Here is a 14386-nt window from a genome sequence, read left to right as displayed (position 1 = left end):
CTCAAACCAGTCCCTTGAGCGTGGCGGCGCTCTGGCCCGCCCCGCCCACCTGGTCGGAGGTACGGGTGAGCCAGCCCTGCTTGTTCATCGTCAGGAACGCGTACAGCTTGATCGGCAGCGCGATCATGATGACCACCAGGCAGAGCAGCGGCAGCAGCAGGATCTCCGAGGGGTGGCGGCGCAGGTGCGACCAGCCACGGATGCCCCGGCCCAGGACCAGCCAGCCGACCGCGAGCCCGATGCTCACCGCGGTGAGCTCCAGCCTGCTGAAGAACAGGTAGGCGAGCGTGACGCCCATGGTCACCGGGGTGAGCAGGATCTGCAGTACGGTCACCTTGGTGACCAGCGGAGTCTTCCACAGCCACCCCTTCCACAGCGCGGTCAGGTAGCAGCGGTAGGAGTTGCGGCTCCACCGGACACGCTGCTTGACGAAGGCGCTGAAGGAGTCGGGGAACATCGAGATGGCACGGGCCGAGGACTGGTGCACGGTCTTGTATCCGGAGGCGAGGACGAGCCAGGTGAGCCGGCCGTCGTCGCCGGCGATGCACCGGCGGCCGAGGAAGAATTCGTTCTCCAGGTGGGTGACGACCGGGAGGATGGCCGAAAGCCGGTAGGCGGCGGTCCGGCCGGACAGGCAGGCCACCCCGCCCCTGCTGCCCATCGCCGGCACGTAGTCGTAGTAGCGCAGGTTGACCAGCCAGTCCGCGATGCGCCGCCAGACGCTGGTGGTCCGCTGGTACACGTTCTGCTGGGTGCCGACCCCGCCGACCGTCGGGTCCTCGAAGGGCATCTGCACGGCGTCCAGCAGGCCGGGCTGCCACCAGGTGTCGGAGTCGGCGAAGACCACGACCTCTCCCTGGGCCGCCCGGATGCCCACCCCGAGCGCGGAGCGCTTGCCCGAATGCTCGAACACCAGGACGCGCAGCCGAGGGTCCGTCACCTCCTGGAGCTTGGCATGGCACTCGGTGTCCGCGACGTCCACAACGATGATCACTTCAAGCGGGTCCTGGGAGAGCCAGCTGGCCAGGCAGCGCACCAGGATCTCGGCATCCTCCCGGTAGGACGGGACGACTACGGAGACAGTGGTCCGGTAGCCGTTCACGACCGGTTTGGCCAGCCGGGACAGCACCACCCGGTAGAGCCACAGGCCCCAGACGAGCAGGCCCGCCAGGCCCAGTGGGATGAAGTCTCGCCAGCTCCCGTTTGCGGTGGAGCGAACGACCCATTCGTAAGCAGCATCAAACCAGTCCGACACGGATGCCACAGATCCTCCTGGGCGAATTGCCCCGATATGCCCGAATGCTTCCGGGCAAACAACCCCTCCACAGACAGAGAGCGACATTAACGGTCCAATTTGCCCAAGTCATTTGGAACGTTGCAACTGTTACAAGACTGAAGGAATCGTCACATGTTGCACCCGAGGCCGATGAGCCAGGGTCACCGTATGTTCATCTGGCCACGTCACGGCACGTGGGGGAACGGTGTTCGCGGCGGGATCACGTACGTCAGACGCGCTCCTCCGTGCGAGGCCTGCCGGGTGAGGTTGATCGGGATCCGGCATGGACGTCCGGGCTGCCCGCCGGGCACCGCCGGCCCGCACGTACCATTCATCGGTGGAGGTTTTGGAGCCGGAGGAGTGGCAGGCTCGGGCGGAGGCCCACCGGCGACGTGTCGAGGCATGGGCTGCGCCGCATCTGGCGCGCAGGGCGCGAGGCGAGTCCCATCCCATCGAGGACTTCCTGTTCACCTACTACGGGCATCGGCCGGCGCGGCTGCGGCAGTGGCATCCGGGCGTCGGCGTGGCGCTGAAGGGGGCGCACGACTTCGGCCGCGACTATCTCGACACCCCCGAGGGCGTCACGCTGGACACCGCGGCGCTGATGGACAGGCGCAGGTCCTCCGTCGAGTGGATCGCGCGGCTGCTGGCCGCCACCGCGGCACGGCCGGCGTTTCTGGGCTGCTTCGGCCTGCACGAGTGGGCGATGGTCTACAAGGCCGTGGAAGTACGGCACGGCGCCTGGCCGCTGCGGCTCAGCGGCGAGGAGATCGCGGAGGTCGTGGAGCAGCGGGGCGTGCGGTGCGGCCATTTCGACGCGTTCCGCTTCTTCACCCCCGAGGCGCGCCCGCTCAACGTACTGCAGCCGACGCGGCAGCGGCAGGAGGAGCTGGAGCAGCCGGGCTGCCTGCACGCCAACATGGACCTGTACAAGTGGGCGTACAAGCTGTCACCGCTGGTGAGCGGTGAGCTGGTCGCCGACTGCTTCATGCTGGCCCGTGACATCCGCGCCGTGGACATGCGGGCCAGCCCGTACGACCTGAGCTCGCTCGGCCATCGGGCGATCCGGATCGAGACGCCCGAGGGACGGGCCGAGTACGCCGCCGAGCAGCGGGGGTTCGCCGAGCGGGCACGGCCCCAGCGGCAACACCTGCTCGACGTCTGCGAACGGCTACTCGCCGCCCCCTGATCCGGGGTGACCGGAGTTCACATGTTCCACGGTGACCAGAGTTCGCCCCCGCCGGGGTGACCGGAGTTCGCACCATCCTCGCCGGGGTGACCGGAGTTCGCACCGCCCCTGCCGGAGCACAGACTCAGCTCCGGTCGGCTTCCCGCGCCACGCTCTCCAGTCGTTCGCGGTAGCTCTCCCACGACGCCTGGTCACCCGGCGCCATGTTCTCGCCGTCCTTCCTCAGTCCGACGGCTCCGTCAATGAGCTCCCGGACGATGTCGGCGTGCCCGGCATGCCGGTTCGTCTCGGCGATCACGTGGATGAGGATCCGGTGCAGCGTCACCTCGCTCCGGTCCTCCGGCCACCACGCCACCCGGCCGATCGCGTCCAGCGTCAACGCCTCGATCGTCGCGTCCGAGTGAGCCCATGCCCGGTGATACAGCCCGACGATCTCTTCACGCGACTCGTCCGCGGTCGCCCACATGTCCGAACCGAGCTCGGCGTCGTCTTCGATCCAGGGAATCGGCTCGGCGAACGGCCGCCCGAAAGTGTCGCCAAAATATCCCAGCTCAACGCCGGCCACGTGCTTGACCAGCCCCAGCAGGTTGGTGCCGGTCGGCGTCAGCGGGCGGCGCATGTCATATTCCGAGAGCCCGTCAAGCTTCCACAGCAGGGCTTCACGGGCGGTCTGCAGGTAGCGGTGAAGGTCTGCTTTCGGGTCTGATCCAGTCATGGCGGAGATCCTCCCACCCGGCACCGACAATCGGCGTCGGGACGCCGCGTCCGGAGGCTCTCGCCTCCCGGCCGGCGACGTCCCGGGCCATAGCCGTACCGCGCGCGTACCCGCCGCGGTCCTCGGTACGGAAAGCCACCGGCTTCCGGCGCCGTTCTTGGGCGGGCGCCGTCCGCCGAGCCACGCCCGTTGCCGATTGCTACGGATCGGGCACTTCCGCCTTAGAGTTTCCGCATGCCGGAGATAGCGCCTCGTCAGTTGATCTTGACGCTGTACGGGCTGTACGCACGGGACGAACGCAACTGGCTGTCGGTCGCCTCGGTCGTCAAGCTCCTGAGCGACGTGGATGTCGATCCGGCCGCCGTGCGTTCGTCGATCTCGCGCCTCAAGCGGCGCGGTGTGCTCGAGGCGCTCAAGGTCGAGCGGACCGCCGGCTACAGCCTCTCGCCCGGCGCCCTGGAGTTGTTGCGCGAGGGCGATGTGCGGATCTTCTCCCACCCGAGGGCCCGGCTGGCGGACGGGTTTGTCCTCGTGGTCTTCTCCATCCCGGAATCCGAGCGTGACCGTCGTCACGCCCTGCGCTCCACCCTCGGCGAGATGGGATTCGGAACAGCCGCGCCCGGAGTCTGGGTCGCGCCCGGAACGCTCCACGAGCACGCGGTCCGCACGGTCGAGCGAATGGGTCTGACCGGCTACGTCGACCTCTTCATCGCGCACCACCGAGCCTTCGGCGACCTTCGCGAGCGGGTCGCCGAGTGGTGGGATCTCGATGCGATCGAGTCGGAGTACAACGAGTTCGTCTGTCGTTTCCAGGACGCCCCGAAGCGGTTCGCGGCAGCCGCCGACGGCCCGAAGACGGCATTCGAGATCTACGTTCCGATGCTCACCGAGTGGCGTCGCCTGCCGTACCGAGATCCTGGCCTGCCGTTCGAGCTGCTCCCCGAAGGCTGGATCGGCAGTCGCGCCGAGAACCTGTTCGCCGACCTCGACGCGCTGTTGCGCCGACCGGCACGAGAGCACGCGATCAGGACGATTCACTCCTGACCTGACGCGGCTCGCCCCGGGGTGGGAGGGCCGTGCTCGTCACGTGGTGAGCGCGGCTCGCCAGCTGCCCGGCCAGCGCGAGCTCCGGCGGTGGCTGTCCGCGACATGCACGGTGACGTACGACCCGTGCGCCGCTCGCGTCCGCGGCCGTCCCTCGAACTCCTCACCCCAGACCTCGAACGAGAACGTCATCGACGAGGCGCCGATCCTGGTCAGCTCGACGACGGCGGTGACCTCCTGGCCGAACCGCAGGGGAGCCTCGAACTCCACCTCGTATCGCACGCGGGGGGCCTTCGGGAAGTAGTCGTGGAGCCCCCGTTCCCGCATGAGCGCCGCCTCGGCCGACTCGACGAACCGCACGACCGCCGTGTTGTGGTAGATGCCCGCCGCGTCGGTGTCGACCCACTCCACCCGGGTGTGGTGGACCCCGACCGGCCCCTGCTTCTCCGTCACGTGAGCCCCGTGGCGCGGTCCGGCGTCCATCGCACGTGGACCTGGTCGTCCTGGTCCGCTCGCAGCAGCGCCAGGCGCGGCGGGATCTTGTCCGTGCGCGAGGTCGGCGGCCTGCGACGGCCGGCCATGAACGGCAGCGGCCAGTCGGCGCCCGGCCCTTGATATTCCTGCTCGGCCCCGGCGTGGAGCGTCCACTGCGGGTTGTAAAGGTGGGTGCGACCGAGAGCGCACAGGTCGGCGCGGCCGGCGAGCAGGATCGAGTTCACGTCGTCGTAGGAGCTGATCGCGCCGACCGCGATCACCTTCGCCCCCGCCGGCGCGGCCACCTCGTGGCGGATCCGGTCGGCGAACGGGGTCTGGTAGGAGCGGCCGAACGCGGGCTTCTCCTCCTTGGCGACCTGACCGGAGGAGACGTCGATGGCGGCCGCGCCATGCTCGACGAACGCACGCGCGATCTCGACGGCGTCGTGCTCGGTGTTGCCGTCCGGAATCCAGTCCGTCGCCGAGATGCGGATTGTCACCGGGATGTGCCCCGGCACCACCGCACGGACGGCGTCGAAGACCTCGAGCGGGAAGCGCAGCCGGTTCGGAAGCGGTCCTCCGTACTCGTCGGCGCGCCTGTTGGAGATCGGGGACAGGAACGAGGAGAGCAGATAGCCGTGTCCGGCGTGGAGCTCGATGAGGTCGAAACCGGCGTCGACCGCGCGCCGCGCGGCGTCGGCGAAGTCGGCGACCACCTTGTCCAGGTCGGCGCGCGTGGCTTCGCGGGGCATGTGGCAGTCCGCGCCGTAGGGCAGCGGGCTGGGGCCGATGACCTCCCAGTTGTCCTCGGTCAGCGGGTCGTCGAGGCCTTCCCACATCAGTTTGGTCGAGCCCTTGCGACCGGAGTGGCCGATCTGGGCGCCGATCTTGGCGGTGCTGCGGGTGTGCACGAAGTCGGTGATCTTCTTGTACGCGTCGCGCTGCTCGTCGGTCCACAGGCCGGTGCAGCCCGGTGTGATCCTTCCCTCCGGGGAGACGCACGCCATCTCGGTCATCACCAGCCCGGCGCCTCCGAGCGCCTTCGAGCCGAGGTGGACGAGATGGAAGTCGTTCGCGAGACCGTCGACCGCCGAGTACATGTCCATCGGCGAGACGATCACGCGGTTCTTCAGCTCCAGCTCGCCGATGCGAACCGGCTGGAACATCGCCGGCGCGGCCTGGTCGCCCCCGTTGACCTTCGCGAAATCCGCCTCGATCAGTCCCGCGAAGCCCGCGTCGCGCTCCCTGAGGTTCTCGAAGGTGATCCGCCGGCTGCGGGTGAGCAGGTTGAAGCAGAACTGGGCGGGCTCCTGGCCGGCGTACATGCCGATGTTCTCGAACCACTCCAGCGAGGCCTGCGCGGCCCGCTGGGTCGACTTCACCACCGGCTTGCGCTCGGTCTCGTACGCCTGGAGCGCCGCCTCGACCGTCGGGTTCTCGTGCAGGCACGCGGCGAGCGCGAGCGCGTCCTCCATGGCGAGCTTCGTGCCCGATCCGATCGAGAAGTGCGCGGTGTGGGCGGCGTCGCCGAGCAGCACGACGTTGCCGTGATGCCAGCCGGTGTTCCGGACGGTGGTGAAGTTGAGCCACTTGGAGTTGTTGGTGAGGATCTCGTGGCCGTCGAGCTCCTTGGCCCAGATCTCCTTGATCCGGGCGACGGCGTACTCGTCACTGGTGCCGGGCGGGAACTCCTCGCTCTCCGTCCGGCCGAACCCCGCGCGGCGCCAGACGTCCTCGTGCATCTCGACGATGAAGGTCGAGCCCCGCTCAGAGAAGGGATAGCCGTGGATCTGCATGATGCCCCACTCCGTCTCCTTGACGAAGAACTGGAACGCCTCGAAGACCAGGTCGGTGCCGAGCCAGACGTACTTGTTCCGCCGATGATCCAGGGTGGTGCCGAAGAAGTCGGCGTACTTCGCCCGGACCGTGGAGTTGAGCCCGTCGGCGGCGACGACGACGTCGTACGCCGATCTGAGCTCGTCCACGTCGGGCGCCATCGAGCGGTAGTGGACGGTGACGCCGAGCTCGGCGACGCGCTCCTGCAGCAACCGCAGCAGCTCCTTGCGGCTCATCGCCGCGAAGCCCTGTCCGCCGACGGTGAAGGGGCGGCCGTTGAACTCGATGTCGATGTCGGTCCAGCGGGCGAACCGGCTCTCCATCTTCCGGTAGATGACCTGGTCTGCGCTCTCGATGCCGCCCAGGGTCTCGTCGGAGAAGACGACGCCGAAGCCGAAGGTATCCTCGGGTGCGTTGCGCTCCCAGACGGTGACCTCGTGCGTGGCGTCGAGGCCCTTCATCAGGGCGGCGAGGTAGAGGCCCCCGGGGCCGCCGCCGACGATGGCGATCTTCAAAGGAGTTCCTTTCACTGGGAGGCGGCAGGAACGTCGGCCTGCTCTTGTTCGACGATGTGGCGGAGCACGAAGTGCTGCAGCTTGCCGCTGCGGTTGCGCGGCAGCGCGTCGATGAACCGGACGTCGCGCGGATACTTGAACGGCGCGAGCCGGCCCTTGACGTGGTCCTGGATCTCCCGGACCTTGGCCGCATCGCCGACGACGCCCTCGCGAAGCACCACGAAGGCGCAGACGATCGAGCCTCGCTCGGCGTGGGGCTCGGCCACGACCGCCGACTCGACGACGTCGGGATGGGTGTCGATCGCGGACTCCACCTCGGGGCCGCCGATGTTGTAGCCGGAGGAGACGATCATGTTGTCGGTGCGGGCCCGGTAGAAGAAGTAGCCGTTCTCGTCCCGGACGAAGGTGTCGCCGGTGACGTTCCAGCCGTTGACGACGTACTGCCTCTGCCGTTCGTCGTCGAGATAGCGGCAGCCGACCGGACCGATGACGGCGAGCATGCCTTCCACTCCGGGACCGACCTCTTCGCCGTCCGGGTCGAGGATGGTCGCCCGATAGCCCGGCACCGGCTTCCCGGTCGCCCCGGGGTGGATGTCCGCCCCCCGCGCGGAGATGAAGATGTGCAGCATCTCGGTCGCCCCGATCCCGTCGATGATCTCAAGGCCGAGCTCGTCACGGATCTGCTCCCAGACCCTCCTCGGGATGTGCTCGCCGGCGCTGACGGCCGAGCGAAGACCGCTCAGGCGCTTGGCGTTGCCCGACTTGAGGATCTGCTTGTACGCCGTGGGCGCGGTCGCCAGCACGGTCACGCCGTGCTCGGCGACGAGGTCGGCCAACTGGACCGGGGTGGCCGACTCGGTGAGGAAGGCGCACGCGCCGACCCGCAGGGGGAAGACGACGAGCATGCCGAGGCCGAAGGTGAACGCGAACGGCGCGGTGCACGAGACCAGGTCATCGGAGCGCAGTCGCAGGATGTTGCGGCCGAAGGTGTTGTCGATGGAGAGGACGTCGCGGTGGAAGTGCGTGGTGATCTTCGGGACGCCCGTGCTGCCGGAGGTCGGCCCGAAGAGCGCGATGTCGTCGGCGGCGGTCGCGACGTTCACGAACTCGCCGGACTTCGCCGTGGCCCGCCGCGTCAGGTCGTCCGCCCCCTCGCCGCCGTACGCCATGATCGCGAGAGTTGGGCTGACGGTGTCGCGGACGGTCTCGACGTCTTCGACGAAGCGGTGGTCGACCAGCGCGATCGCCGGCCGGGTCTTCTCGACGATGGGGGCCAGCTCGCGGGCGCGGAGGGCGGCCATCGTGGTGACGACGATGCCGCCGGCCTTGAGGACGCCCAGCCAGGCGGCGACGGTCCACGGGTTGTTGGGTGAGCGCAGCAGCACCCGGTTGCCGGGTACGAGTCCGAGGTCTTCGGTGAGCACCTGCGCGACCTGGTTGGCGCGCCGTCGCAGTTCGCCGTAGGTCCAGATCTCGCCCGCCGGCGTCCGCAGGGCCGGACGGTCGGCGCCGAATCGTGCCGTCGGCACGTCGATGAGCTCGGTCGCGGCGTTGAGCCGCTCGGGGTACTGCACCATCTCGGTCGTGAACTCGATCACCGGCCACTGCTCGTACGGCGGCAGGTGGTCACGGGCGAAGGTGTCGGAGTAGGCAGAGGGCCTGAGATCCATCAGGGTCGTCCTTTGGGGGTGCGGATCATGCCTTCCTGGACGACGGTGGCCAGGTGGATGTGGTCTCGGGTGAAGAAGCGGCCGGTGGCCAGCCCGCGGCCGGACTCGGCGGCGCCCGCCTCCTGCGCGTAGAGCAGCCAGTCGTCGACGACGCCGGGGGCCGGGGCGCGGTGGAACCACATCGAGTGGTCGAGGCTCGCCGTCACCAGGCCGGGATCGGCCCAGGCGAGGCCGAGAACCCGCAGCACCGGCTCGAGGATGGTGTAGTCGCAGACGTAGGCGAGTGCGGCCAGGTCGCGCTGCTCGTCGCTGAGACCCTCGACGGGACGCAGCGCGTCGAACGGCTTGACCCACACGGCCTGGTGCGGGACCCGCTCCCCCTCCACGGCGAGATAGACGGGGCCGGGCACGTGGCGCATGTCGAAGCCGCGGCCGCCGGCCCAGTAGGCCCGCGACTGCTCGGTCATCGTTCCCTCCAGCCCGAAGCCGTCGAGGTACGACGCGGAGCCGGGCAGTTCCTCGGGGGCGGCAACGCCGAGCGGGGCGCCCGCGGTGAAGCTGCCGCCCGGCTCGCCGGCGGCGAAGTTGGCCAGGCAGACGTAGACCGGTTTGCCGTTCTGGAAGCCGCGTACCTGCCGGGTGGCGTAGCCGCGGCCGTCGCGCAGCAGCTCCACCTCGTAACGCACCTCGGCGCCGATGTCGACGGGCCGCAGGAAGTAGGAGTGCATCGAGTGCAGGGTCTTGCCGCCCTCGCCCCCGGGCACCGACCGCATGGCGGCGGCCGCCGCCTGGGCGACCATGTCGCCGCCGTACGCCTTGGGCCAGGGGCAGGCCTGGGTGACGGCGCCGAAGGCGAGGTCGAGGTGCTCGGGCTCGGCGGCCTTCAGGGTGACGGCGGCCGTGAAGATCTCGCTGGTGGGACCCGCCGGAGTGGTCACGGCCGGTCCAGCCAGTCACGCAGGTCCGTGTCGGGGACGTCCGCGAGATTGACGACGATGTTCTCGGGCGTGCGGGTCGTCATCCAGGTCAGCGGCCTGTTGCGGTCCAGGTTGCACTCGATGTGCGGCATGAAGGGCGGCACGAAGACCCAGTCGCCTTCCTCCATGTCGGTGTAGTCCTCGAACCGCTCGCCGAAGTAGATCCGCGCCCGGCCGGAGAGCACGTAGCCTCCGGTCTCGGCCTCGCCGTGGTGATGCGTCACCGACCGGTAGCCCGGATCGTTGCTGACCTTGCCGAACCACAGCCTGGTCGCGGGGGTGTGCTGGATGCTGACGCCGGAGACGCGCGTGGCACCCGCGGACTGACCGGTGTCACCCACCTCCAGCCCTCCTCGGGTCACCACCGGCACGACGAGGCCGCTCGCGCCGGCGTACCTCGAGTTGTCGCCCTCGAGTTCGTACTTGCTCGGATCGGATTCCATCGTGTTGCTCCTCAACGGGTCGTGAAACGGTTCTGCAGGGTGCCGATGCCGGGGATCTCGGTCTCGACCACGTCGCCATCGGCCAGATAGAGGGGCGGCTTCATCCCCATCCCGACGCCGCCGGGTGTGCCGGTCAGGACGACGTCGCCGGGACGCAGCCGGGTGAAGGTCGAGACGTAGGCCAGCAGCGCCGCCGGGTCGAAGACGAGGGTCTTGGTGTTGCCTCGCTGGCGCTGCACGCCGTTGACCCGGCAGATCACGTCGACGCCGCCCGCCACGTCGATCTCGTCAGGGGTGACCAGCACCGGGCCGAGCGGGGTCGAGCGATCCCACGCCTTGCCCTGGAACCACTGGAGGGTGCGGTTCTGCCAGTCGCGCACGGAGATGTCGTTGGCGACCGTGTACGCCGCGATCGCCCGCCCGGCGGTGACGACGTCCGCCCGTTCGAGGTCCGCTCCGACGACGACGGCGAGCTCCGCCTCCCAGTCGACGTCGACGCCGGCGGGAAGCGCGATGTCATCCTCGGGGCCGAGCAGGCTGTCGGCATACTTGGCGAAGAGGGTCGGATGGGCCGGAAGCTCCCGGCCCATCTCCCGGATGTGATCGGCGTAGTTGAGCCCACAGCAGACGACCTTCGCCGGTCGCGGCAGCGGGCAGGCGAGACGCCAGCCTTCGAGAGCCTCCCCGGCAAGGTGGGCGACCGTGTCGATCGCGGCGCCCGTGTGCGTCAGGAGGTCGTTCAGATCGGGGAACGGCAGCCGGCGCCAGTGCCCCTCCACCCGGATGGCGGCAGCGGTCACGCCATGACGGCCGGCAAGTGTCGCCAGCTTCACTACCGGCCTCCTCGCAGTGATCGATCAGGTCTATACGAGACAATATGTATGCCGTATTCTTCACGAGCGTCAGAAAATGTCAATAGAATCTCGGATGCCTCGTCAGGCTCACCCACAGCGCAAGGAGACCGCCATGCGACCGGTTGCCGTCAACCCCGATGCCCTGCCCGCCCCCAGCGGTTTCTCGCACGGGACCCTCTCCGGGAACACGCTCTATCTGGCCGGCCAGACGGCCCTCGACGCGGAGATGAGGATCGTCCCCGGCGGCATCGTCGAACAGTTCCGCCAGGCGCTGTCGAACGTCGTCGTCACGCTTCGCGAGGTCGGCGGCGAGCCCGAAGACCTCGTCAGCGTGACCATATACCTGACCGATATCCCGGACTATCAGGCTCACGGCAGGGAGATCGGAAAGGTGTGGAAGGAACTGGCCGGCCCGACCTACCCCGCCATGGCCGGCATCGGCTGCACCGCCCTCTGGCAGCCCGAGGCAATGGTCGAGATCGTCGGCGTGGCCGTCATTCCGCAGTCGCGCCTCCTCCACCCCGGCCGATGACCAGACGGTGACCGGGGCGCGTCATAACGGTTCTCGAATGAGGCGACGCTAAAAATGAATGTATTGCGTCGTAGACGATGATCAGCGTTGCGCAATAAGTTCGCCACTGACGCGCATGCCTCCGCGCACCGGCGGCTGTCACCAGACCCGGGAGGCTGACACAGTGAAGGCGGACCAGGTGCTCGCCCCGGTGACCGGGGCCACGGCGCTGCCGGTCGCGATCGTCACCGGGTTCCTCGGCAGCGGCAAGACGACCTTTGTCAGAGGGCTGCTCACCGCGGGCGGCGGCACCCGGGTCGCGGTCATCGTGAACGAACTGGGTGAGCTCGGCATCGACGGCGCGCTCCTGGAAGGGGCGGCACAGTCGGTGATCGAGCTCCCCGGAGGCTGCATGTGCTGCGAGAGCCGCGGCGACGTCGGCAGGGCGCTCACTCTGTTGACCCAGAGGGCCTCGGAGCTGGACGCCATCGTCGTCGAGACCAGCGGCGTCTCGGATCCACTGGGCGTCGCCGACCTCCTCGCACACGGGGTCTTCCCGACGGACCTGCGGCTGAGTCAGGTCGTCACCGTGGTGGACGCGGAGAACTTCGACCGCAACCTTGCCGACGCCGAGGCCGCGTACAGCCAGATCGTCAGCGCCGACCTCTTTGTGGTCGGCAAGTCGGACCTCGTGGCGCCTGAGGTGGTCATCGCCATCGGCGAACGCCTGGCCAGGCTCAACCCACGCGCGGCCGTCCTGCCGTCCGACGGGGGCCGGTCGGCTGCCGGCCTCCTCGGCGAGGTGGCCGGGGTCCCCACGGTCTCGACCCGGCGGCGGGCCGTCCACACGGAGCCCGGCTACGACAGCGTCGCGTGGGAGGCGGACCGGGAGATCGGCCTTGAGCCGCTACTCGCCTGGGTGGAGGCCCTGCCGCCGAGCATCTACCGGGTCAAGGCGCTCATCCGGCAGGGCGAGACGGACGTGGCGCTGCACCGCGTCGGAGCACGGGTGACCGTGCTCGCCTCACCGGCCGCGCGCCGAGAATCCGGGGACGGCCGCACACGGGTCGTCGTCATCGGCAAGGGCCTCGCCGCCGAATCGATAAGGGCCGATCTGGCCGCCATGGAGCCGTCCGACCAGGAGACAGCGTGATGATCGAAGAGGGACGCCTCGTCCCCGACACCGTCCTGCACAACGCCCGCGTCATCACCCTCGACGGCGTGTCCACCATCGCCGAGGCGATCGCCGTCCAAGGCGATCGGATCGTCGCGGTGGGCGCCGACGCGGACGTGCTGCCGTTGGCGGGACGCAGGACACGAGTGTCCGATCTTCACGGCGCGAGCATCATCCCGGGGCTGATCGACAACCACACCCACCAGCTCATGGCCGGCCTCGACAGCGCCGAGGCGGGGGCGAAGGTCAACGTCGCCTCGTCGACCTCGATCGCCGAGATCCAGGCTCTGATCGCGGCGCGCGCCCGCCAGGTACGGCCCGGCGAATGGATCACGACCTCGTGCCTGTTCCGTGGCGCGCTGACGGACGGCCGGTTCCCGAACAGGCACGACCTCGACGTGGCGGCACCGGACAACCCCGTCTACGTGGCCGACGGCGGCCGGAACATCATCGTCAACACCCGGGCGCTCGAACTCGCGGGGATCGACGCGAACACCCCGGAGCCCGAAGGTGACCCCGAACTCGCGGACGGGCACATCGTGCGGGACGAGGCGGGTGTTCCGACGGGACATCTCATCGTCGGCGCCGGCGACCGAGCACGCCTGAACTGGTGGAAACGCCTTGGGCAGCCCATCAAGATGTGGGACTTCCTGGACTTCGACGCCGACACGAACCTCAGGGCCCTCCGGGCGCAGATGCGCACCTTCAACGCCGCGGGGATCACCGGCGTCCGCGACATGGGGGTCGCCCCCCGGGAGATCGACACGTACGTCGAGCTCGTACGCCGGGGCGAGGCGACGGTCCGCACCAACCTCGTCCTCGGGCTTCCCGTTCAGTATCTGCCGACGGATCAGATCATCGCGGCCCTGCAGGCGTACATGGGTCCCAAGCAGGGCTTCGGCGACGAATGGCTGAGGATCGGCGGCCTCAAGGTCGTCGCGCAGAACTACGGCTACTGGTCGATGCACCCCGAGAAGATCCGGGCCCTGCTCGTCGAGGGCAACCGCCTGGGCTGGTCCTTCGCGATCCACGGGACCCCGGGCGACCTCGGCGACGACATCGAGATCCTCCTCGACGCCATGGAGGAGGCCCACCGGGAGCACGCCATCGACGGAGCGCGGTGGTCGTACGAGCACGCGTTCGGGCTGGTGAATCCCGACCACCAGCGCCGGCTGTTGGATCTCGGGGTCACCATCGCCGCCAACCCCCATCTGTCCTACGTGGGGGCCGGACGCTCTGCGGCGATGCAGCAGGCCCTGCAGAGCCTCCACCTGGAGGAACCCCCCGGCGTCACGACGGAGCACCGGCGAACGGTGCTGCGCTGGGGCCAGCCGATCCGCACCTGGATCGGCGCCGGCCACCTCGTCACAGGAGGCAGCGACTGCCCGGCGGTGGCCTACGACTCCGAGAACCCGTTCCTCGGGCTGTGGGCGACCTTCTCCCAGGAGACGCTCGCCGGCGTCCTCATGCCGGAGGAGAGGATCGACCGCGAGACCGCCCTGCGGGTCTGGACGATCAACAACGCCGTCGCGACCGGCGAGGAGCACCTCAAGGGGAGCCTCGAACCCGGCAAGCTCGCCGACCTCGCCGTGCTCACCGGCGATCCCCTGCTGACCCCCGACGCCGACTTCCTGTCCCTGAAGGTCGCCGAGACCGTCGTGGGCGGAAAAACGGTCTATGAGCGAGGCTGACACCCGGCACGAGCCAC

The 14386-nt window shown here is 69.0% G+C and carries 13 protein-coding genes; 5 read left to right on the top strand and 8 right to left on the bottom strand.

The features are described 5' to 3' along the window. Position 1: 1 nt before the first annotated feature. Positions 2–1264 (bottom strand): glycosyltransferase family 2 protein, encoded by a 1263-nt coding sequence (locus CHC08_RS29340; protein ID WP_218825554.1) that lies wholly within the window; start codon positions 1262–1264, stop codon positions 2–4. 349 nt (positions 1265–1613) lie between these two features. Here CHC08_RS29340 and CHC08_RS29335 point away from each other — a divergent pair, with 349 nt between their 5' ends. Continuing rightward, positions 1614–2465: a 3-methyladenine DNA glycosylase gene (locus tag CHC08_RS29335; RefSeq protein WP_089210660.1), complete on the top strand. Its 852-nt coding sequence runs from the start codon at positions 1614–1616 to the stop codon at positions 2463–2465. A 124-nt stretch (positions 2466–2589) separates the two neighbouring features. Here CHC08_RS29335 and CHC08_RS29330 read toward each other — a convergent pair whose 3' ends face one another. After that, entirely contained in the window at positions 2590–3180 is a 591-nt protein-coding gene (locus CHC08_RS29330) for a DinB family protein (RefSeq protein ID WP_089210617.1), read from the bottom strand. Positions 3181–3414: 234 nt separating this feature from the next. On the opposite strand from CHC08_RS29330, the gene CHC08_RS29325 reads away from it, so the two are divergent. Next, positions 3415–4224 (top strand): PaaX family transcriptional regulator, encoded by an 810-nt coding sequence (locus CHC08_RS29325; RefSeq protein WP_089210616.1) that lies wholly within the window; start codon positions 3415–3417, stop codon positions 4222–4224. Between the two features lie 39 nt (positions 4225–4263). Here CHC08_RS29325 and CHC08_RS29320 read toward each other — a convergent pair whose 3' ends face one another. The 6 genes from CHC08_RS29320 to CHC08_RS29295 are packed head-to-tail and all read right to left on the bottom strand — an operon-like array spanning position 4264 to position 10972. After that, positions 4264–4677, bottom strand: a complete 414-nt coding sequence (locus CHC08_RS29320; protein WP_218825553.1) for an acyl-CoA thioesterase — start codon at positions 4675–4677, stop codon at positions 4264–4266. Beyond that, positions 4674–7049, bottom strand: a complete 2376-nt coding sequence (locus tag CHC08_RS29315) for a bifunctional salicylyl-CoA 5-hydroxylase/oxidoreductase (RefSeq protein ID WP_089210614.1) — start codon at positions 7047–7049, stop codon at positions 4674–4676. Before CHC08_RS29315 ends, CHC08_RS29320 begins: the two co-directional genes overlap by 4 nt. A gap of 11 nt (positions 7050–7060) precedes the next feature. Then, positions 7061–8719, bottom strand: a complete 1659-nt coding sequence (locus tag CHC08_RS29310; RefSeq protein ID WP_089210613.1) for an AMP-binding protein — start codon at positions 8717–8719, stop codon at positions 7061–7063. Beyond that, on the bottom strand, positions 8719–9657 hold the full coding sequence (locus tag CHC08_RS29305) for an acyl-CoA thioesterase (protein WP_089210612.1): 939 nt from the start codon (positions 9655–9657) through the stop codon (positions 8719–8721). Before CHC08_RS29305 ends, CHC08_RS29310 begins: the two co-directional genes overlap by 1 nt. Further along, on the bottom strand, positions 9654–10139 hold the full coding sequence (locus CHC08_RS29300) for a cupin domain-containing protein (protein WP_089210611.1): 486 nt from the start codon (positions 10137–10139) through the stop codon (positions 9654–9656). Before CHC08_RS29300 ends, CHC08_RS29305 begins: the two co-directional genes overlap by 4 nt. Positions 10140–10150: 11 nt before the next feature. Continuing rightward, positions 10151–10972, bottom strand: coding sequence for a fumarylacetoacetate hydrolase family protein (locus tag CHC08_RS29295; RefSeq protein ID WP_089210610.1), 822 nt, complete (start codon positions 10970–10972; stop codon positions 10151–10153). A gap of 133 nt (positions 10973–11105) precedes the next feature. Between CHC08_RS29295 and CHC08_RS29290 the strand changes: the two genes are divergently transcribed. From CHC08_RS29290 to CHC08_RS29280, 3 genes are all read left to right on the top strand, one after another. Beyond that, positions 11106–11525: a RidA family protein gene (locus tag CHC08_RS29290; protein WP_089210609.1), complete on the top strand. Its 420-nt coding sequence runs from the start codon at positions 11106–11108 to the stop codon at positions 11523–11525. A gap of 163 nt (positions 11526–11688) precedes the next feature. Beyond that, positions 11689–12657 (top strand): CobW family GTP-binding protein, encoded by a 969-nt coding sequence (locus CHC08_RS29285; RefSeq protein ID WP_179282274.1) that lies wholly within the window; start codon positions 11689–11691, stop codon positions 12655–12657. Continuing rightward, positions 12657–14369 carry an amidohydrolase gene (locus tag CHC08_RS29280; protein WP_245878636.1) on the top strand — a complete coding sequence of 571 codons (1713 nt, stop codon included), beginning with the start codon at positions 12657–12659 and terminating at the stop codon, positions 14367–14369. The genes CHC08_RS29285 and CHC08_RS29280 overlap by 1 nt, the downstream gene beginning before the upstream one ends. Positions 14370–14386: the final 17 nt, after the last annotated feature.

The sequence above is a fragment of the Streptosporangium subroseum genome, assembly GCF_900188345.1.
Lineage (GTDB): Bacteria > Actinomycetota > Actinomycetes > Streptosporangiales > Streptosporangiaceae > Streptosporangium > Streptosporangium subroseum.
This window is presented reverse-complemented; position numbering and strand designations above follow the sequence as displayed.

What these genes read in the sequence shown, in the direction of transcription:
- CHC08_RS29325 (WP_089210616.1), top strand. Translation starts at nt 3,415, where the DNA reads ATGCCGGAGATAGCGCCTCGTCAGTTGATCTTGACGCTGTACGGGCTG.
- CHC08_RS29310 (WP_089210613.1), bottom strand. Translation starts at nt 8,719, where the DNA reads ATGGATCTCAGGCCCTCTGCCTACTCCGACACCTTCGCCCGTGACCAC.
- CHC08_RS29300 (WP_089210611.1), bottom strand. Translation starts at nt 10,139, where the DNA reads ATGGAATCCGATCCGAGCAAGTACGAACTCGAGGGCGACAACTCGAGG.
- CHC08_RS29330 (WP_089210617.1), bottom strand. Translation starts at nt 3,180, where the DNA reads ATGACTGGATCAGACCCGAAAGCAGACCTTCACCGCTACCTGCAGACC.
- CHC08_RS29280 (WP_245878636.1), top strand. Translation starts at nt 12,657, where the DNA reads ATGATCGAAGAGGGACGCCTCGTCCCCGACACCGTCCTGCACAACGCC.
- CHC08_RS29290 (WP_089210609.1), top strand. Translation starts at nt 11,106, where the DNA reads ATGCGACCGGTTGCCGTCAACCCCGATGCCCTGCCCGCCCCCAGCGGT.